This is a genomic window from Pseudomonas germanica, from assembly GCF_019614655.1.
GTDB classification, from domain to species: Bacteria; Pseudomonadota; Gammaproteobacteria; order Pseudomonadales; family Pseudomonadaceae; genus Aquipseudomonas; species Aquipseudomonas neuropathica.
The window spans coordinates 1,600,890-1,618,545 of sequence record NZ_CP071586.1; the positions used below are offsets into that span (position 1 = coordinate 1,600,890).

Annotated in this window: 23 protein-coding genes; all 23 read left to right on the plus strand. The window is 57.3% G+C overall.

The genetic code is table 11. The features are described 5' to 3' along the window. Nucleotides 1-111 precede the first annotated feature (111 nt). The 23 genes from J0G10_RS06945 (at nt 112) to J0G10_RS07055 (ending at nt 17,645) form a co-directional block, all read left to right on the plus strand. Entirely contained in the window at nt 112-867 is a 756-nt protein-coding gene (locus J0G10_RS06945) for a winged helix-turn-helix domain-containing protein (RefSeq protein ID WP_095126499.1), read from the plus strand. Beyond that, entirely contained in the window at nt 834-1,325 is a 492-nt protein-coding gene (locus tag J0G10_RS06950; protein WP_095050412.1) for a hypothetical protein, read from the plus strand. Before J0G10_RS06945 ends, J0G10_RS06950 begins: the two co-directional genes overlap by 34 nt. Before the next feature lie 201 nt (nt 1,326-1,526). Continuing rightward, complete coding sequence (locus tag J0G10_RS06955) at nt 1,527-1,886, plus strand: hypothetical protein (RefSeq protein WP_220558176.1); 360 nt, start codon at nt 1,527-1,529, stop codon at nt 1,884-1,886. After that, nucleotides 1,883-2,263, plus strand: coding sequence for a DUF1090 domain-containing protein (locus J0G10_RS06960; RefSeq protein ID WP_220558178.1), 381 nt, complete (start codon nt 1,883-1,885; stop codon nt 2,261-2,263). Before J0G10_RS06955 ends, J0G10_RS06960 begins: the two co-directional genes overlap by 4 nt. A gap of 89 nt (nt 2,264-2,352) precedes the next feature. Continuing rightward, nucleotides 2,353-2,535 (plus strand): hypothetical protein, encoded by a 183-nt coding sequence (locus J0G10_RS06965; RefSeq protein WP_007908822.1) that lies wholly within the window; start codon nt 2,353-2,355, stop codon nt 2,533-2,535. A 138-nt stretch (nt 2,536-2,673) separates the two neighbouring features. Beyond that, nucleotides 2,674-3,408 (plus strand): XRE family transcriptional regulator, encoded by a 735-nt coding sequence (locus J0G10_RS06970; RefSeq protein ID WP_007908821.1) that lies wholly within the window; start codon nt 2,674-2,676, stop codon nt 3,406-3,408. A 554-nt stretch (nt 3,409-3,962) separates the two neighbouring features. Continuing rightward, nucleotides 3,963-4,403, plus strand: a complete 441-nt coding sequence (locus J0G10_RS06975; protein ID WP_095126491.1) for a tail fiber assembly protein — start codon at nt 3,963-3,965, stop codon at nt 4,401-4,403. Between the two features lie 143 nt (nt 4,404-4,546). Continuing rightward, nucleotides 4,547-4,885: a phage holin family protein gene (locus J0G10_RS06980; protein WP_095050416.1), complete on the plus strand. Its 339-nt coding sequence runs from the start codon at nt 4,547-4,549 to the stop codon at nt 4,883-4,885. 70 nt (nt 4,886-4,955) lie between these two features. Then, on the plus strand, nt 4,956-5,477 hold the full coding sequence (locus tag J0G10_RS06985) for a hypothetical protein (protein ID WP_095050417.1): 522 nt from the start codon (nt 4,956-4,958) through the stop codon (nt 5,475-5,477). Between the two features lie 3 nt (nt 5,478-5,480). Then, nucleotides 5,481-6,089, plus strand: a complete 609-nt coding sequence (locus J0G10_RS06990; RefSeq protein WP_095126492.1) for a phage baseplate assembly protein V — start codon at nt 5,481-5,483, stop codon at nt 6,087-6,089. Nucleotides 6,090-6,104: 15 nt separating this feature from the next. Then, on the plus strand, nt 6,105-6,437 hold the full coding sequence (locus J0G10_RS06995) for a phage baseplate protein (protein WP_220558181.1): 333 nt from the start codon (nt 6,105-6,107) through the stop codon (nt 6,435-6,437). After that, nucleotides 6,434-7,429 (plus strand): baseplate J/gp47 family protein, encoded by a 996-nt coding sequence (locus J0G10_RS07000; RefSeq protein WP_220558183.1) that lies wholly within the window; start codon nt 6,434-6,436, stop codon nt 7,427-7,429. The genes J0G10_RS06995 and J0G10_RS07000 overlap by 4 nt, the downstream gene beginning before the upstream one ends. Further along, entirely contained in the window at nt 7,426-8,061 is a 636-nt protein-coding gene (locus J0G10_RS07005) for a phage tail protein I (protein WP_220558184.1), read from the plus strand. The genes J0G10_RS07000 and J0G10_RS07005 overlap by 4 nt, the downstream gene beginning before the upstream one ends. After that, the gene (locus J0G10_RS07010; protein ID WP_245398026.1) at nt 8,062-10,530 is read left to right on the plus strand and encodes a phage tail-collar fiber domain-containing protein; all 2,469 of its coding nucleotides are present in this window, start codon (nt 8,062-8,064) and stop codon (nt 10,528-10,530) included. 2 nt (nt 10,531-10,532) lie between these two features. Then, nucleotides 10,533-10,970 carry a phage tail protein gene (locus J0G10_RS07015; protein ID WP_245398027.1) on the plus strand — a complete coding sequence of 146 codons (438 nt, stop codon included), beginning with the start codon at nt 10,533-10,535 and terminating at the stop codon, nt 10,968-10,970. Between the two features lie 102 nt (nt 10,971-11,072). Continuing rightward, nucleotides 11,073-11,258 (plus strand): hypothetical protein, encoded by a 186-nt coding sequence (locus J0G10_RS07020; protein ID WP_007964321.1) that lies wholly within the window; start codon nt 11,073-11,075, stop codon nt 11,256-11,258. Between the two features lie 2 nt (nt 11,259-11,260). After that, nucleotides 11,261-12,427 (plus strand): phage tail sheath protein, encoded by a 1,167-nt coding sequence (locus tag J0G10_RS07025; protein ID WP_220558186.1) that lies wholly within the window; start codon nt 11,261-11,263, stop codon nt 12,425-12,427. Then, nucleotides 12,427-12,933 carry a phage major tail tube protein gene (locus J0G10_RS07030; RefSeq protein ID WP_134825665.1) on the plus strand — a complete coding sequence of 169 codons (507 nt, stop codon included), beginning with the start codon at nt 12,427-12,429 and terminating at the stop codon, nt 12,931-12,933. Before J0G10_RS07025 ends, J0G10_RS07030 begins: the two co-directional genes overlap by 1 nt. A 155-nt stretch (nt 12,934-13,088) precedes the next feature. Next, entirely contained in the window at nt 13,089-13,670 is a 582-nt protein-coding gene (locus J0G10_RS07035) for a phage tail assembly protein (RefSeq protein ID WP_137217533.1), read from the plus strand. A gap of 129 nt (nt 13,671-13,799) precedes the next feature. Further along, nucleotides 13,800-16,019 carry a phage tail tape measure protein gene (locus tag J0G10_RS07040; RefSeq protein ID WP_220558188.1) on the plus strand — a complete coding sequence of 740 codons (2,220 nt, stop codon included), beginning with the start codon at nt 13,800-13,802 and terminating at the stop codon, nt 16,017-16,019. After that, on the plus strand, nt 16,019-16,402 hold the full coding sequence (locus tag J0G10_RS07045) for a phage tail protein (RefSeq protein WP_095050425.1): 384 nt from the start codon (nt 16,019-16,021) through the stop codon (nt 16,400-16,402). The genes J0G10_RS07040 and J0G10_RS07045 overlap by 1 nt, the downstream gene beginning before the upstream one ends. Then, a complete protein-coding gene (locus J0G10_RS07050; RefSeq protein WP_095050426.1) occupies nt 16,395-16,607 on the plus strand; it encodes a tail protein X in 213 nt (70 codons plus the stop codon). Before J0G10_RS07045 ends, J0G10_RS07050 begins: the two co-directional genes overlap by 8 nt. 9 nt (nt 16,608-16,616) lie before the next feature. Next, nucleotides 16,617-17,645 carry a phage late control D family protein gene (locus J0G10_RS07055; protein ID WP_220558190.1) on the plus strand — a complete coding sequence of 343 codons (1,029 nt, stop codon included), beginning with the start codon at nt 16,617-16,619 and terminating at the stop codon, nt 17,643-17,645. Nucleotides 17,646-17,656 lie beyond the last annotated feature (11 nt).

A 17,656-nucleotide genomic window follows, 5' to 3' on the forward strand; every position in this document is an offset into this window, starting at 1 on the left:
TTGAGGTGGATGCAGCAACGCACCGCCGCTTGGGTTGGCATTGTGTCCTATAGTGCCGAAAAGCTATCGAATGATCAGAATGCGTGGGTGAAGGCCAGTCGAGGAGTCAGCTTGGAACAGTCAGAGGGCATCGGCTCAGGAGCATCAGCGAGCGGTTGTTACTACGATGCGGAAAAAATGACCCTCAGCCGGTCGGGGCAGTCAGCCTTGCTAGGCAGCAATGAAGGTGACCTGCTGCTGGCCCTCATAGCCGGCGTGACCGATAAGGAGCAGCTTATCTCCCGAGTCTGGGGGGAGCGCGGGCTGGTGATTTCCGACAGCAGTTATTACAAGACCCTGCACATGCTCCGCGCGCATTTCGCTGATGTCGGGTTACCTCGGGACAGTCTCAAGACCTTGCCTCGCCGTGGCGTGGTGCTGTTATGTGAAATCCGCTTGCTCAGCCCGGAGATTCAACCCCCTGAACCCCCACTTGCGGTCGTAAGCGATGCGGCGGCAATCAGCGACGCTCCTACAGTGAAGACGTCTGCAAAGCGTTACTGGCGTTTCCTTCTGCCTGCAACGGTAGTGCCGGCGATTGCTCTTCCGGTCTTTTACGCCTATCTGGTGTTTAAAAAACCTGCCGACCTGGAGGAGTGGAAACTCATCTGGCAAGAAGGCGAAGCGAAGTTGTATGTAGAAGAAAGTGAAAGAATGTCCAAAGAGGATATTGTCAAAGCGCTCAGCGAGTTTGAGCCGCCGATTATACTTACCGATATCAATTATTATGTGCGAAAGCCGCTCTCCCAATTGCTGGTAAAGTGCGTCAAGCCGGAAAGTAAGGGGGAGGCTATATGCGTAAACTATCAACTCGTTGGAAAAAAATAGTAGCACTGTTTGGCGTCTCGTCCGTCTGTATCTTCGGTGCTCTGGTTATCAAGCATTTTTATTTGATCAGTCGCGATATTCCACGCGCCCCCTGTTTTGCATCCATCGATTTTGTCCATACTCATGATCACAAAGTTCGTTGGCATGGCGTCGGTGATATGACGATCGATCCAAGGGAAGGCGCTCTTTATGTGTACTACGTCGTCAAAACCCCTGAAGGCAAAGTTTACACCTATGATCGCAAGTTCGAGATTGCATTAACTCATCTGGATACTTCCAGGTTTCTGTTCAAGACGCGTTCGATTGTAAAGTTTGACGCGGACACTGCAGGCGATGAACTTCCGTTTATGGAAAGAGGTTTTCAAGGCGGTATGGTGACGTTCAATTACTTCTCCGATGCCGAGTATTACTACAATATCAATAATCTGATCAATGGCGTATGCCACGTTCCTCGCTAGCGCAAAACCCCAGGGTGCAAGGCCTCTGGGCGACTAAGTAAGACTGAGTAAGACGTCAGTAAGGCCTCGACGCCCCCCGCGTTGTTAATGTGATTCGAGTCAAGCCAACAGCTCCTGCGACTAACGGAGAGTCAGCGCAGTGCGGCTGTTTAGTTGCCTTGAATAACATGATGATGTTTAGGCTGTTGAGGAACGTTATAAATGCTCTGGTTTTGCGTGCGCAGTTCTCATGGGATCAAGTCTCCCGCCTGGAAGCGATCGATTGCAATAAGCCGGGAAGGTGTTGTGTTTGTGCCGGCGGTTATTGCTGGAAAAGAAAAGGATGTGAGTATTTCCACATTGTTTGATCGCACTCCTGTTCTGCTGTGTTTCGATCATGTTTACGTACCAGTAGCGTGGATGGTCGAACACTATCCAACGTGCAGAGCTCGCTGTCGCGACATGATGATCACAGCACTTTCTGGCTTACAAGAAACGTTAGGTTGTCGTAATGCATGGTCTCGGGTGAGCAACTTCCGTGGCCGCGCTGGAGAAAAAAGTTATCTGGGGGGTGTCTCATGAGATCGACTCTGCTCTGGAATCTATCTCTGTTAGTTGGTGGTGTTTTGATCATCGATAGTTCTTGGGCCGGCGCGCGAGAAAATTGTGCGCAGCGTCGCGCCGAACTTGTATTCCAAATTGAACGTGCTGATAAGGCGGACAATGTTTATCGCAAGTCCGGTCTGGAACAGGCGCTTGCTAATGTGGAGCGTTACTGTCGCGAGCCTTCTGCACAGGATGACCGTTCGAGCGCTATCGAAAAGGCCGAAGCCGAAGTACGGCGCAGACAGAACTATCTGAAGGCCGCGCGTCAGTATGGCGATGTGAAAGTCATCAAGAAACAGGAAGCGAGGCTCGAACGAGCTCAGACAAAACTGCAAAAGCTCATGGATGAGTAAAGGGGCAACCACGGCCAACAAACCGCAGCAGGTGTTCTTTTTCAACTCTGCAATTCAACGCGCTCATCAGCGACACCGGAAAATCGAATATGAAAAACATCCTTATCTTTGCTTCAGTCTTTACTTCTGCTGTGCTGATCTCTGGTTGTACCGCCACCGACTGGGTGCATGCTGCCGGTGGAATCATGGGCGCCAAGGACGATTACGACAGAAAGGCCAGAACCGATCGGCTTAAAAAAGCCAATGCTGCCGCGCGTCGCGTCAAAGGCTGACCACACGTTGGAGCCGGGCCGTTATTCAATGCAGAATGATGGCTCGGCAATATCATTTTGCAGCTGAATTCATATTTATGCGTTAATTATGCAAATCAGCATTTGTCTTAACGAATAACTTCAAGCACTATGCGCGTTATGCAAAAACGCAACGTAGCCTCCGTCTTAAGAGCACTGCTCGACCAGCACGGGATCTCCCCCACGGAGCTCCACCGTCGCACCGGCGTGCCTCAATCAACTCTCTCGCGGATTCTCAGCGGGAAGATCGTCGATCCCTCGGATAAACACATCTCGAAGATCGCCGAGTACTTCGCCGTGAGCACCGATCAATTGCGCGGGCGCGCGGATGTCGCGCCGTCGGCCGGTGCCGCGCGTGATGACGTACACGCGGAACTCAAGGACATAATGCTGTGGGACGACGATACGCCTGTCGATGATGACGAAGTATCGGTGCCGTTCCTTCGCGAGGTTGAATTGGCTGCTGGATCAGGAAGATTCGTCATCGAAGAGAGCGAGCGCTCTAGCCTGCGCTTCGGCAAGCGCAGCCTGCGCCATAATGGTGTGCAGTTCGACCAGGCCAAATGCGTGACTGTACGCGGCAACAGCATGTTGCCGGTGTTGCGTGATGGCGCCACTGTCGGCGTGAATGCGGGCAAGTGCGGGATCGGCGACATCATTGATGGCGACCTGTACGCGATCAATCACAACGGCCAGTTACGCGTAAAGCAGCTTTACCGCTTGCCTACCGGCATTCGTCTGCGCAGCTTCAATCGCGATGAGCATCCGGACGAGGACTACAGCTTCCAGGAAATCCAGGAAGAGCAGATCGTCATCCTCGGTCACGTCTTCTGGTGGGGCATGTACGCCCGCTAACCCGACCCTTCTCAGATAAACCCGCCTCGCAGGCGGGTTTTTTTTCGCCTTGATGAAACCGCCAAACCCTTGAGCTGCGGGGCTTCCATGCATCTGCGCATTTTCATGCATAAATAAATGCATTTGCGCATTGACTGTATATGCATACATGCATATCCTTGCCACCAAGCCGCTCGACAAAGCGGCTGGCAAGAAAGCTCTTTAGTTCCACAAGAACAGGCAGCGATGAACCGGCCTCAACGGTTCAGAGGGTTGGCAACTGACCCGGGTGTGCAGCGTAAAGCACCAGAAGCAGTTATCCGGCGGGCAGGGACCGCGGTCGGAAAAACAATTTGAACGGACTCGTACCGCGCCAGTAGCGCCGAAAAGTCAGCTTCCTTCTTGAACACAGGATTTGAAGGAAGGCGAAGGAGCGCATTACTGAAAAGCCCGGCGGACTGCCGGGCTTTTTGGAATGCCTGCCTGATGGATATCCCGTTGAAGAACCTTGACGGAGAGGCAAGTAAGCAAAACCCAAGGACAGTACTCGCGATGAGTGCAAACAGGAGAAACAAATGAACCGCTACGCTTTTGTTCGATTCAACTATTCCAAAGCCTTCAACAAAGTTCTGGTGATTGTCGACGCTGTAGAGAAGCCTACGGCCATGCCAGTAGAAGCACAGTTATCGAATGGTTTTTGGGTGGATATCACAGCAAACCCGGCAGTCCAGGTGGGATGGAAGGGGGCGACGACAAACTTCGTTGATTGGGAGTTCAGTGAACCCACCTATCAAGAGCTCGAAAAGGATGTGGCGCAAGAAGCGCTGGAGCTTCTGTCTGCTGCTGGCCAGTGGCTGATGTTGAATTCTCTGCATTACAAGGTCGACCTGGATGTTGCCACCCCTGAAGAACAAGCGCTGTTGCTCGCCTACAAACAGTACTGCGTGGGTCTCAGCGACATGAAGAAACAATCCGGCTATCCGTCCACCGTCAACTGGCCGGTGGCACCGTTCTGATTCGATCATCACCTTCATGGCCTCTATCGAGAGCGCATTACTGAAAAGCCCGGCCCTGCGCCGGGCTTTTTGGAATGCCTACCTCAAGAGAAAACGATTGAACCCTACACACACCATTCATCCAACACTCCCGGAGGCGTGACATGACAAACGAGCAACAAGCGTTGGCGGACATGCCGATCTGGCTGGTCATCCTGCTCGCAGTGGTAGGCGGGGTCTCCGGCGAAATGTGGCGTGCGGACAAGGAGGGCGCCCGCGGCTGGCCGCTTATGCGGCGTCTGGCCTTGCGCTCTGGCGCCTGCATGATCTGCGGCGTGTCGGCAATCATGCTGCTGTACGCCGCTGGCATGTCGATTTGGGCCGCTGGCGCCTTCGGCTGTCTCACCGCAATGGCCGGGGCCGATGTGGCCATCGGTCTGTACGAACGCTGGGCCGCCAAACGCATCGGCGTCTGCGAAGTCCCACCCCGCGACCAGCCTTAACCTCGAATGTGATTCGTGCCGCCCTTTGGGCGGCAGGGCTGCGCGTGGACGATTGAAAAGGAGGTCATGTATGCCCACACCGATCCAGCAGCCGTCGCAACTGTTCACAGCCATCGCGACGACGCTGCGCAACACTGCCGGGCTCAACATCAATGTCGGCAATCACGATGATTTCACTGCACCGGGCGATCAGGCTTGGGTGTTGATCGACTTCGACCGAAATGCATCAGGACAGCGTGCCGCAGATGGGCGTATCGCTCATGTCCTGACATTGTCGCTGCAAGTTGTTCCGGCGCTATCGGCCAGTGCCTTTGCCGCCTGCGATCTGATCGCTGTACTGAAGAATCTGATTACCGACAATCGCTGGAGCCTGCCGGGCGATCAATGCGATCTGCCGATGAACATGGATGGTTTGCCGTCCATGCTCATTCGCGCCGACCAGCAATTCAAGGCCTGGACCCTGACGTTCAACCAGACCCTCTACCTCGGCCCGACCTTGCTCGACGACCCGCTGGGCACACCGAAATTCGCCCGCACCTGGGAAGTCAGCAACATCGACGATCCAGACCAATACACCGCGCTGGAGGCCTGACCGATGTTCGACGCGTTATTGCGCATGCAACTGGGTCCGATCATCGAACGCCTGGCCGAAATGGAAGCGGAAATCGACGACCTGCACCGCCGCGCTGAAAGCTTCTGCCGCATCGGCATTTGCCAGACAGTCGATGCGGCGAGCAATACCTGCCAGGTCAGCCACGGTGGCTTGCTCACGCCAGCGATCAAGTTTTTCAACCCCAGCGCCGGCGCACAGAGTGAGTCGCGGATTCCGACCGTGGGTGAGCAGTGTCTGCTGTTCAACTACGGCAGCGGCGAAAGTGGCGCACAAAGTGTCGCCCTGTTCGGCCTGAACAGTGATCGCTTTCCACCCGTTTCGACTGTCCCCACGCTGACGCGGCGGGTTCATGTCGACGGCAGCGAAAGCGGCTACGACGATGCCACGCACACCCTCCACTGGCAAAACGGCCCAACGGCTTTCAGCGGTTCTCGCGAGTCGCTGGAACTGAGCATCGGCCCGGCGCGACTGGCGATGACGCCACAACTGATCACCCTGCAACTGGGTGCCGTCGGCATGACCATCGACCCTTCGGGCGTGCACTTCAGCGGTCCATTGGTCGATCACCAGGGCCGTGTCATCAGCCCCTGATTCAAGAGCCTCCACATGATCGGAATCGATAGAGACAGCGGGGCCGCGGTCGACGACTGGCTGCAATTTGTGCAGCGCGCGACCCGGGCCCTGACCACACCGCTGGGCACCCGGCAAAAACGCCCGTTGTACGGATCGTTGATCCCCACGCTGCTGGGGCAGAACCTCGGTGACGACGTTCTGCTGTTGGCCCAGAGCCACGCCGCGCAAGCGTTCTACAACAAGCAAAACGGTATCGATCATTTTCAGCCACAAGTGATCGTCGCCAGCCGCCAGGGCGCGGGTCTGCTGCTGCGCTTCGCCGGCACCTGGAAAAACCGTCAACAAACCTTCGAGGTCGTGACATGAGCATGTTGATCCCCGGCCAGAACCAATTGGCCGAACCCGCGCTGATCACCGTTGAAGCCTTTGAAGACTTGCTCGCCGAGTTCAAGACTTTCGTCATTGAATACGTCGGTGTGCGTTCGCCGGAAAGCGCCGCGAAACTCAAGACCAGCCTGGAAAACGAAAGCGAACTGCTCACCCTGGCGCTTGAAGCCTTCTGCGTTCGGCTGCAAACCCACGAACGCAAATACAACGCCCGCATCAAGCAGATGCTGGCGTGGTGGGCGACCGACAGCAATCTCGATGCGCGTCTGGCGGATATGGGCCTGGAACGGCAGTTGCTTGATCCGGGAGATCCAGCGGCCTTCCCGCCGGTCCCCGCGATTTACGAAAGCGACGACGACGCCCGGTTGCGTTATTACCTGGCGCCCCATGCACCGGCAGCCGGTTCGCGGATGCAGTATCGCCGCGAGGTCTTCACCCTCGGCGAGCGGCCAAAGGTGAAAGTCGAATCCACCGACGCCGGTGTGGTGAATGTCACTTACACCTTCAACCCGGATGGCCTCGCCGCGCAGGTCAAGGACGGCAATGGCCGCCGCACCGCGCCGGGCGAAGTGCAGGTCACTGTGCTGTCCCGCGACGGTGATGGCACGCCTTCCGCGACATTGCTTGACGGCGTTCGTCAGCACTTCGCGCGGCCTGATGTACGACCTGAAACCGACCTCGTCACCGTCAAGGCAGCCGATATTCAGCGCTACAAGATTCGCGTGGTCGCGAAGATAAATTCCGGCCCCGATTCGGGTCTGACCAAAGTCGCCGCGCAACAGCAATTGCAGGCCTACGCCGACAGTTGCCATCGTCTTGAAGGCCGCGTTGATCCAAGCTGGATCGACTACACGCTGCACAGCGCCGGCGCTGTGCAATTGCAGATTCTCGAACCGCTGGCGCCGATCGTGACGACGGCGTTTCAGGCGCCGTACTGCACCGCAGTCGAAGTCGAGGTGCTGACGCTATGAGTGAGCAAACTCAGCGTCCGACGCTGCTGCCTGCCAACAGCTCGGCACTCGAACGAGGTCTGGATCTGGGCTTCGGCGCACTGCTTGACCGCATCGCGCCGCCGTTCCCGGAACTGATGAACCCAGCAGAAACACCAGTCGCCTTTCTGCCGTATCTGGCAGCGGATCGCGGTGTTGCTGAATGGAGCACCGCCGCACCGGAAGCTGAAAAGCGCCTGACCGTTGAACTGGCCTGGCCCACCGCGCGTCAGGCCGGTACCCGCAAGGCGCTGGAAAACGCCGCCAAGGGTTTGCAATTAAGACCCGAGATCCGCGCCTGGTACGAACAGACACCGCCCGGTGCGCCGTACAGCTTTTCCGTACGAGCTTTTAGCGACCAGCCCTACAGCGAAGAAATCGACGCCCGTCTCGACCGACGCCTGGCGGATGCCAAGAGCGAACGCGATGTGCTGACGGTCTCGGTCGGCTTGAGCGCTTTCGGCAATCACGTCATCGGCGCCGCGACGTTCTGCGGTGAGCTGACCACGGTTTATCCGGTGTTCATCGAAGGGCTCGAAACCTCGGGAGAGGCGTTCATGGCTGCCGGCATGTACACCGTCGAAACATCCACTATTTATCCTCAGGGGGCCTGAATGGCTGACTATTACACCCTGCTCACCAACGCAGGGATTGCCTACGAAACGGCGTGCAAGGCTGCGGGCGTGCCGATCAAGTTGACGCAGATTTCCGTCGGTGACGGCGGCGGCACGGTCTACAACCCGGCCGCGACCGCCACCGCGCTGAAACGCGAAGTCTGGCGCGGGCCGCTCAATGCGCTGTTCCAGGACGAGAAAAATCCGAGCTGGCTGCTCGCCGAAGTGACCATTCCGCCGGACGTCGGCGGTTGGTATGTACGAGAGGCCGGGTTGTGGACTGACACTGGAATTCTCTATGCCATCGTCAAATATCCGGAGTCGTTCAAACCGGTGCTGGCGACGTCGGGTTCGGGTAAAGAGTTCTATATTCGCTCGATTTTCGAGACGAGTAATGCGTCGTTGGTGACGTTGCTGATCGATGACACCGTCGTCAAAGCAACCCGTGCCTGGGTCATGAGTTACCTCGCCGAAGAACTCGGCAAACTCGATGGTAAGCAATCGGTGCGTGTTGCTGCATCCAGCAACATCGTGTTGAACGGTGCGCAGCAAATCGACGGTGTCGCAGTGATTGCTGGCGACCGCGTGCTTGTTGCGAATCAGACGCTGGCCAAGGACAACGGCTTGTGGGTCGTTGCCAATGGTGACTGGGTGCGGGCGACGGATGCCAACAGCAGCGCCAAGGTCACACCGGGACTTACGGTCATGGTCGAGGAGGGCACGGCGAATGGAGATTCGTTGTGGCATCTCACGACTAACGCGCCGATCACTTTGGGTACCACAGCGCTGACGTTCAAGATGCTGGCGGGGCGTACCGGGATTGCTGCCGGGACTTACAAGAGTCTGACCGTCGACGAATATGGTCGCGCTACTGCGGGTGCAAACCCGGAGACGCTGGCCGGATTTGGTATCAAGGATTCGTACACCAAGGCTGAAGTTGAAGCGTTGATTACCAAGGCGTCGGCGTTGCCGGTGGGCTCGATTGTGGCGTTCCCGGTTGATGCGCCGCCTCCGGGGTTTCTTGAGTTGGATAACAGCGTCAAGAGCAGCGCGACGTATCCAGACTTGAGCGCTTATCTGGGTAGCAAGTTCAACAAGGGTGATGAGGGGGTTGGTAATTTCCGCTTGCCCGAGGCGCGCGGGGAATTCTTGCGCGGTTGGGATCATGGACGTGGAGTCGATGCCGGACGCGGTCTCGGTAGCGTGCAGTCCATGCAGGCTGAGGATCACTCCCATGTAACAGGTGTAAATGATACGGCGGCGATTGCGGCAGTACAGAGTGCGCGCGGCCTGGGAGCGAGTGCGGGAAACTGGCCGTACGGTGCGGTAGCTATAGGAGTCGCCGGCACCAACTCTGTCAGTTCCAATGCAACTTACATCCCTTCCGGTGAGGACAGTTGGCTGAAGACAGGTCCAGCCATTTCGCTGGGTAACGGCGAAACCCGCCCCCGCAACATCGCCGTCATGTGGTGCATCAAAGCCTGGAATGCCCCGGTCAATCAGGGGACCATCGATGTTGCCGCACTGGCCAAGGAAGTCGAACGGCTCAAGTCTGCTGTGCCGGTGGGCGCTGTTCTGGCATTCCCGACAGGGATCGTTGCACCCGGTTATCTGGAGCTGGATGGCAGTGTGCAGAGCATTGCGACTTATCCGGATCTGGCCGCTTATCTCGGTGTTACTTACAACAAGGGCAATGAGGGTGCCGGTAACTTCCGTTTGCCTGAGTCGCGCGGTGAGTTCCTTCGTGGCTGGGATCACGGACGCGGCGTGGACGCCGGGCGTGGCATCGGCACTTGGCAAGCTGACGACAATAAATCCCACATTCACGGGACTACCTATGACGTCATCGCCGATATTTTCGCGGCCGGAGATGTCAGACGTAATTATCTTCAGCAATACAACAATGTTGACGATGTCGTAACAAGGGCGTCGGGTGGAGCTGAAGCACGTCCCCGCAACCTTGCGGTCATGTGGTGCATCAAAGCCTGGAGCGCACCGATCAACCAGGGAAGCATCGACATTGCACCGCTGACCGTTCTCGCGCAGCAAGCATCGGAAACCAATCAGGGTACGGCGAAGGTTGCCACCCAGACTCAAACGTTAGAGGGGACTGATGACTCTACAATTGTCACGCCCAAAAAATTGCGTCGAGGGTTTGCAATCAGCTTGGCTGTAAACGGTTATATCGCGTTGCCGAATTGGCTCGGTGGTTTGATCATTCAGTGGGGGCAAGTGAAAGGGGCTACTTACAGCAGCGTGAACAACTTTCTCGCTACACCGGTTACATGGCCCATCGCATTTCCAAATGGTGTATTTGCCACGACAACCGGTATCGCGACCGGAATTACGGCGAATACATTTACTAATACATCACTTGAAAACAGAACTAACGTGGGCGCTCTCTGGATGTACGCGTGCGGTGTAACAGGTAATACCCCCGTGCTTTCATACATCGCAATAGGAAATTGATCATGGGAAAGTACCTTTATTCAGCAGCAACAGGCGGGGTCTATCTGAAGGGATTCCATAGCGAGATTCCCCCAGACGCGCTGTTGATTGCCGATGAAATCTATCGAAATCTTTTTGCCCAACCGCTTCCGGCTGGAAAGGTCGTAAGGCCAAGCGCAGAGGGATTGCCTCAAATGGTAGATGGGCCGAGTTTGTCTGAAGAGGCGCTGGCTGCATCCGAACGAGCCTGGCGCGATAACAAGTTATTGCATACGGACAATTTGGTGGCGCGTCACCGTGATGAGCAAGAACAAAGCATTCCGACAACGCTGAGTTCAGAGCAATATGTCGAATTGCAGGTATTTCGCAGCCGGCTCCGTAGCTGGCCAGAAGGGAAAGAGTTTCCCCTTGCTGAACATCGGCCTGTCATTCCGTCATGGATGCTTGAAGCTCTTCAATAAACGCCCCGCACCCCGGGGCGTTTTCTTGCCTGCTTAAAAAACACTCAACACCCGCCAAGCCCCTCCCCAAGAGGGGCTTTCCCGTTTATGGAGAAACGAAAAATGGCAACCCGCCAAACCTACACCGTGCTCGTCCCATTCCCCACCGGCGGTGGGCACTGGTCGAGCGTCGGTCAAGACCTTGATCTTCTCGACGTCGAAGCCAGTGCCCTGCACAGCGCCGGTCGACTGGAACTGAAAACCCCCTCCACCCAGGCCAAAAAGGCCGCTGCCAAGAAGGCTGACTGACTATGGCTGAAGTTCTGAACTTCGAGCACAACGGCATTACCGTCAATGCCACCGAATCCCCTGAGGCCATGGGTGGCCTGGGTGACAACGTCATCGGTCTGGTCGGCACTGCGCCGAAAGCCGATCTGCTGATTCCGCGTAACGCACCGTTCCGCATCAACAGCTTCACCACCCACGCGCTGCTCGATCCTACCGGTTCGGAAGAAGGCACTCTGTACCACGCGGTTTACCAGATCCTCAAAGTGGTCAAGGTGCCGGTCTACGTGGTGATCGTCGAAGCGGGCGCAACCCCGGCTGACACCGTCAACAATGTGATCGGCGGCGTTGATCCGCTGACCGGCCGCAAGCTCGGTCTGGCCGCGCTGGGCAGTGTCCCGGAAGACCTGACCATCATCGGCGCGCCGGGCTTCACCGGCACCAAAGCGGTGGCTAGCGAGTTCGCCTCGTTCGGTAAGCGCATCAAGGCTCGTGTGGTACTCGATGGCAAGGACGCCTCGGTCGCTGACCAAGTCTTGTACAGCCAGGAACTGGGCGGCGCTGATCTCGGTTTCGACCGTTGCCTGGTGGTGCACAACATGCCGGCGGTGTACTCGAAAGCGGCGAAGAAAAATGTCTTCATCGCGCCATCCAGCCTGGCGATCGCCGCGCTGGCCAAGGTCAAGCAATGGGAAAGTCCTGGTAACCAGGTGACCTACGCCGAAGACGTCTCCCGCGTCGTCGAATACAACATCCTCGACACTTCGACCGAAGGCGATCTGCTCAACCGTTATGGCGTCAGCTACTACGCCCGCACCGTGCTCGGTGGCTTCTCGCTGCTGGGTAACCGCTCGATCACCGGCAAGTTCATCAGCTACGTCGGCCTCGAAGATGCGATCAGCCGCAAGCTGGTCAAGGCCGGCCAGAAAGCCATGGCCAAGAACCTCACCAAGTCGTTCATGGATCAAGAGGTCAAGCGCATCAACGACTGGCTGCAAACCCTGGTCGCCGACGAAACCATTCCTGGCGGCAGCGTCTATCTGCACCCGGAACTCAACAGCGTCGAGAAGTACAAAAACGGCACCTGGTACGTGGTCATCGACTACGGCCGTTACGCGCCGAACGAACACATGATTTACCAACTCAACGCCCGCGATGAAATCATCGAGCAGTTCCTGGAGGACGTTCTCTAATGTTTACCAACCGCAATCGCCAGGCCATCGCGGCCACCCTGCAAGGCCTGCCGCTGTCGGCGACAGTAGAAGAATTTACTCCGCCGAAGATCGAATTCGATGTGGAAGAGATGCGTGGCGGCCGCTTCATTGTTGAAGAAATGGTCAAGGGCGGCAAAGCGCTCAACGCCAAGTTGACCCTGCAAGGCATGGGCACAGAAGTCATGCTCGCACTGGGCGTGAAGCTGGGCGACGACATCCTGCTGAACGTGCGTGAAGCCGGTCAGGATCAGGATGGCAACACCTGGTTCACCTACCACACCGTTGGCGGCAAGCTGAAATCCCTTGAGGAAACCGCGGTGAAGATGGGGGAGAAACCCAAGACCAACCTGGAACTGTCCTGCCGCACCTACAACCGCCTGGAAAACGGCGTGCCGGTGATCGACATCGACGTGCGTACCCAGAAGTTCGTGCTCAACGGCGTCGACATCCTCGGTGATGCCCGTCGTGCGGTGCTGATGCCGTAACCCCTCCCGATACCGCAAAACCCTGTAGGAGTGAGCCTGCTCGCGATGAGGCCAGCACATTCAACATCAATGTGACTGAACGACCGCTTTCGCGAGCAGGCTCACTCCTACAAGGGAATTGTTACACCCCTCAAGAATCACCAAGGAATTCATACATGTCGTGGATGCCACCCCAGCATGACCTGCTGTCGCCGATCACCGGCGATGACGGTTCGCAGATCGAAACGATTCAGCTCAAGCCGCTGTTCTACGCCGCGCAAAAAGAAGCGCTGGAACGCGCCGGCGATGACGAAGACGATCAGTTCTTCGAACTGGCGCTGCTCGCCACCGGCCTGTCGGTCAAGGAACTCGACCAGCTCAAACGCCCGGACTACGTGAGCATCGCCCAGTATGTGCACGAGATGTCGACACGCCCGGCTTCGTACTTTCTCGACCAGGTCGAGGACGCGCAAAAGTCCGACGATCCCGATCAGGTGCAACTGCTGCAACCGCTCGCCGTAACCGGCCGCACCGTGACCTCGCTGTCGCTGGAAATGCCTGTGCTGCGCGCCACCAAAGTGATGAAGAAACTGAAAACGGCCAAGGAACGCGCCGAGTTCATCACCGCCCATTGCACCGGCCTGATGATCCCCGATTTGGCCCTGATGACCGTCCCGGACTGGACGCAATTGCAGGTGCGCATCGACGATTTTTTAAACCAGCCGGCGGCCTACTTTCGGAACGCGACATCGAAGTAATCCTCGATATCGTCCCGCTCATTTACCCGGTAAGTGAAGCGGAGATTCTCGAATGGGACGCCGAAAAGGCGTTGCGCCGCTACGACATAGCGATCACTCGCCTTGGCGTGAAACAGGAGTAGAGCGGCAATGGCAGAGAACAGATATGCGCTCACATACGCCGGTGAGAGCAGCAATGCATCGGGCGGATTAACACTGCCCGACAACCTCGGTAAACCGCTGCAGGATTTGAACGTCACATTGGCGTTGGCAAGCGTGGATATTCGTTTGCTGACTCAGGAGCAGGTCAAGCTGCGCGAGCTACTGGTCAGCCAGCAGTCGTTGTTCAAGGCTGGCGCCGCCGCCCCCGCCCCCGCCACGAGCGAACCAAAGTCAAAACTCAACGCCGAGATCGAGCAGCGTCCGCCGCCGAAAATCACTCAGTCGGCAATGGCCAACGAAACGGTGCTGGTTGAATTGAATCAGGTGCTTCACCTGAGTAACGAATCGCTTCAGGCGCTCTCGGAAACGAACCTGGAAATCGCCAGTGATAAACGGGTTGCCCCTAGTGGGTCTACTGGCGCGGATTTGCTGCAAGTGCAACTCACAGCGCTGCGGTCCGGCATCAGTGATGGTCTGAAGGGCGAGCAGAAAAAGGAGGCATTACAGGACTTCTCTCGTGATGCCGCCATCAATGCCTCGGCCTTCAAGATCGATGTCAAGGCTGCTGGCGAGATGTTGGCGGGCTGGCGCACCGCTCTGAAGCTTGATCGGGTGCAGAGCCAGGATCTGGCAGACGCGACCAGCTACCTTGGCAACAGTGGCCTGAACGTCAAAACCGCTGACATCGGTTCCGTCGTTCAAAGTGCCGGGGAGGGCGCCAAAGCTGCAGGGATGACGCCCGAGCAAGTGGCTGCACTTGCGGCAGCATTTCTGAACAGTGGCGCTAACAAGACAGATGCCGCAGCGGCGCTGAAGAGTTTCACGACGGTTCTGGGTAAAGGTCAGTCCGCCTCATCGGCGCAGCGCTCGGCCTGGGCCGAAATGGGGCTGAACCCCGAGTCGCTGGCACGTGGGATGAGTGAAGATGCCCCCCAAACGATTAAGTTGGTTCTGGAAGAACTCAGGAAACAACCTGAAGAGAAACAGGCTTCACTCACAAAAACGTTGTTTGGCAACAACGATGCAATCCTTGAGTTGTTGAAGAAGCCTGAGGATGCTCAAACTGCGTTCAAACTGGTTTCTGACAAGTCCCTGTATGCAACATCTAAACGCGGTGAGGATGCAGGTTCGGCGGCACAAACCGCTGAGGCTTATGGCAATACATCGCAGGGACGCTGGAATGCGCTGGATGCGAGTCTGAACAGGCTGTCCACGGCGGTCGGCAATTCATTGGCCCCGGTGACAGACGGCTTTGCAGTCGGGCTGACTGCGGTGGTCAATGAACTGAGCGCGGCGGCCGAATCCTTCCCGTTCGTCACCGCTGCACTGACTTTGCTTGGGGTAGCTGCCACGCCGTTCGTAGCGGGCGCGCTGAAGACCGGTGTGTCCTCAGTGCTCGACGCGGTTTCGACAAGACTTTTGCGCTTGGCGGCTGCGCGTTTACCGTCTGAAATCGGCGAAATGATCGTCGGTGAGGATGACGACAATGGCGGTCGCAAAAAGAAACGATCAGCACGCAGGCCGGGTCAAGGCAAACGGGCCAAGACCCCGGCGAAAAGTGCTTCGCCGCGCACTCCAACTGCTCGCCAAAGCCTGGGCAATCGCTTACGCGGTGCAGCGCTCAAGGTTATGCCTGCCATCGAAAGCACGGCTGCCAAGGTCTTGCCCGCAGTGCGGAGCGCAGGCGCCAAGGTTATGCCTATGCTGTCTCGAGCTGCGCCTATTGTAGGTAAAGTCGCTGCACCATTGATGATTGCACACGCCGCTTACAAAGGCCTGAAAGGCTGGCGTGAGGGCGATGACAAAGCCGTGGGAGCGGCAACAGGTGAGTTAGCGGGTACAGCCATTGGCGCGGCCGTCGGCTCGCTTTTTCTTCCCGTTGTCGGTACAGCCATCGGGGGAGTCCTGGGTGGATTAGCGGGATCATACCTGGGGGAAAAACTCGCCAGCCCGCCCGCCGACAAACTCTCTGCGCCGGGAGATGTCGCGAAAAATCTGGTCAACGCTCCCTCCCAAAGCCAAAACCAGCAAGTCACCTTCTCGCCCTTGATCCAGGTCACCTGTCCGGCTCCGGACACGGCTGAACAAATCCGCACAATCATCGGGCAGCAACTGAGTGGGCAATTCCACGGCCAGTTCCTGCCGCTGTTGACCAACAACCCTCTCGCCACCCGCCGTGACGCAGCCCTGACCGATGGAGTCGCCTGATGAAACAACAAATGGCATTGGGCAGTTTCATCTTTGGCCTCTCGCGCCAGTTTGCGTACCACTCGTTGTTGCGCAAGTCCGATGGCGGCTGGACAGAAATACAGATTCTCACTAGCAAACCCAAATCCAGTCAGACCGGGCAGAAGCCGGAAACCCTGACCATCACCGGCAAGTCGATGTACGCCGTGGCCATGGATCGGCTGGATGAATTGCGCGCCTTACAGGCACTGCGCATACCGCTGCCATTGATTGACGGCATCGGTCGCAATTGGGGCTTGTGGCGGATCAACAGCGTTCAGGAAACCCAGACCCAGATCATCGATGACGGTACGGCGATGGTGGTCGATTGGGTCATCGAATTGGCGGAGTTCAACAATGCGTAAGGTACGAAGCGTGGCCGGTGATTCGGTGAATCTGCTGCTCTACCGCGAAACGGGGCGCAGCGATGATGTGGCTGAAGAAGCGCTGTGGAAACTTAATCCGACGCTGGCCGAGCATGGTCCGATCCTGCCTGCGGGCATCTGGATCGCACTGCCTGAACTCGACAGCAAACCCGCCGCAATCAAACCGCTCACAGCCTGGGATTAAGGAGGTCGCATGACACTGGGTTTTACCCCGGCGGTAGAAATCTACGGCGCCCATGCGGCCCTGCTCAATCAGCGTCTGATCAGTTGGGAACATATCGATGCCGCGGGCATCGAGTCGGACCAACTGACATTGACGGTGGACCTTGAAGGTCTCGACGGTTTGCCGAGTCTCGGTGGCCGAATCGGCCTGAAAGTCGGTTACCTGGAATCGGGCATGGTCGACAAAGGCCAATTCAAAGTCACTCGCCTGACGCCGACGCTGTTCCCGTTCCGCCTGACATTGGTAGCCACTGCGGCGCCATTCAGCAAGGATGATGAAACCGGCTTCAAGCAGCGACGTACCGCCAGTCACGGGCCAACGACGCTGGGTGGATTGTTTCGCGAGCTGGTATTGCGACACGGCTTTTCACCGCGGGTCGCTTCCGATGTGTCGTTGATCCGTATCGAGCACATTGATCAGACCAACGAAACCGACATGGGCTTTTTGACGCGACTGGCGATGAAGTACAACGTGGTCGCCAAACCGTACGATCAGATTTACGTGCTGGCGCGGTCCGGCCAGACCAAATCGTTGTCGGGGCAGACGCTGGCGGATGTGACCTTGTCGGTGACCCGCAACAACCGCCCCGGCGATCATGCCTTTATCAGCGCCACTCTGGAAGAATCCGCCCGCGAGCAGGCCAAAGGCTGCAAGACCTGTTTTGTCGATGCGGCGACAGGCGTGTTGCGCTGGGTCGAAACCGGGCTTGCGCCGTTCAAGACCATCCGCCAGAAGCAACCCAACGAAGCGGATGCCATCGCCGTCGGCGAGGGTGAAGTGCGCAAGATGCTCCGGCAAAAGTTCAAGGTGAAGATCACCTGCCCGGGCGATCCACGGTTGGCGGCCGAAGGCCTGGTGCTGCTCGATGACACCTGGCCGGACTTCATGCGCGGACGCTGGTCGATCGACAGGGTCACCGCCAGTGGCAATCGAGAGAACAGCTATCGCTGCCTGATCGATGCGTCGTGCCTCGACCCCAAAGCCGAGTCCAAAGACTGACCCACGAGCCA

Bases quoted from the DNA above. Each gene is read 5' to 3' on its own strand.
- J0G10_RS06950 (WP_095050412.1), top strand. From the start codon at position 834: ATGCGTAAACTATCAACTCGTTGGAAAAAAATAGTAGCACTGTTTGGC.
- J0G10_RS06955 (WP_220558176.1), top strand. From the start codon at position 1,527: ATGCTCTGGTTTTGCGTGCGCAGTTCTCATGGGATCAAGTCTCCCGCC.
- J0G10_RS06960 (WP_220558178.1), top strand. From the start codon at position 1,883: ATGAGATCGACTCTGCTCTGGAATCTATCTCTGTTAGTTGGTGGTGTT.
- J0G10_RS06965 (WP_007908822.1), top strand. From the start codon at position 2,353: ATGAAAAACATCCTTATCTTTGCTTCAGTCTTTACTTCTGCTGTGCTG.
- J0G10_RS06970 (WP_007908821.1), top strand. From the start codon at position 2,674: ATGCAAAAACGCAACGTAGCCTCCGTCTTAAGAGCACTGCTCGACCAG.
- J0G10_RS06975 (WP_095126491.1), top strand. From the start codon at position 3,963: ATGAACCGCTACGCTTTTGTTCGATTCAACTATTCCAAAGCCTTCAAC.
- J0G10_RS06980 (WP_095050416.1), top strand. From the start codon at position 4,547: ATGACAAACGAGCAACAAGCGTTGGCGGACATGCCGATCTGGCTGGTC.
- J0G10_RS06985 (WP_095050417.1), top strand. From the start codon at position 4,956: ATGCCCACACCGATCCAGCAGCCGTCGCAACTGTTCACAGCCATCGCG.
- J0G10_RS06990 (WP_095126492.1), top strand. From the start codon at position 5,481: ATGTTCGACGCGTTATTGCGCATGCAACTGGGTCCGATCATCGAACGC.
- J0G10_RS06995 (WP_220558181.1), top strand. From the start codon at position 6,105: ATGATCGGAATCGATAGAGACAGCGGGGCCGCGGTCGACGACTGGCTG.
- J0G10_RS07000 (WP_220558183.1), top strand. From the start codon at position 6,434: ATGAGCATGTTGATCCCCGGCCAGAACCAATTGGCCGAACCCGCGCTG.
- J0G10_RS07005 (WP_220558184.1), top strand. From the start codon at position 7,426: ATGAGTGAGCAAACTCAGCGTCCGACGCTGCTGCCTGCCAACAGCTCG.
- J0G10_RS07010 (WP_245398026.1), top strand. From the start codon at position 8,062: ATGGCTGACTATTACACCCTGCTCACCAACGCAGGGATTGCCTACGAA.
- J0G10_RS07015 (WP_245398027.1), top strand. From the start codon at position 10,533: ATGGGAAAGTACCTTTATTCAGCAGCAACAGGCGGGGTCTATCTGAAG.
- J0G10_RS07020 (WP_007964321.1), top strand. From the start codon at position 11,073: ATGGCAACCCGCCAAACCTACACCGTGCTCGTCCCATTCCCCACCGGC.
- J0G10_RS07025 (WP_220558186.1), top strand. From the start codon at position 11,261: ATGGCTGAAGTTCTGAACTTCGAGCACAACGGCATTACCGTCAATGCC.
- J0G10_RS07030 (WP_134825665.1), top strand. From the start codon at position 12,427: ATGTTTACCAACCGCAATCGCCAGGCCATCGCGGCCACCCTGCAAGGC.
- J0G10_RS07035 (WP_137217533.1), top strand. From the start codon at position 13,089: ATGTCGTGGATGCCACCCCAGCATGACCTGCTGTCGCCGATCACCGGC.
- J0G10_RS07040 (WP_220558188.1), top strand. From the start codon at position 13,800: ATGGCAGAGAACAGATATGCGCTCACATACGCCGGTGAGAGCAGCAAT.
- J0G10_RS07045 (WP_095050425.1), top strand. From the start codon at position 16,019: ATGAAACAACAAATGGCATTGGGCAGTTTCATCTTTGGCCTCTCGCGC.
- J0G10_RS07050 (WP_095050426.1), top strand. From the start codon at position 16,395: ATGCGTAAGGTACGAAGCGTGGCCGGTGATTCGGTGAATCTGCTGCTC.
- J0G10_RS07055 (WP_220558190.1), top strand. From the start codon at position 16,617: ATGACACTGGGTTTTACCCCGGCGGTAGAAATCTACGGCGCCCATGCG.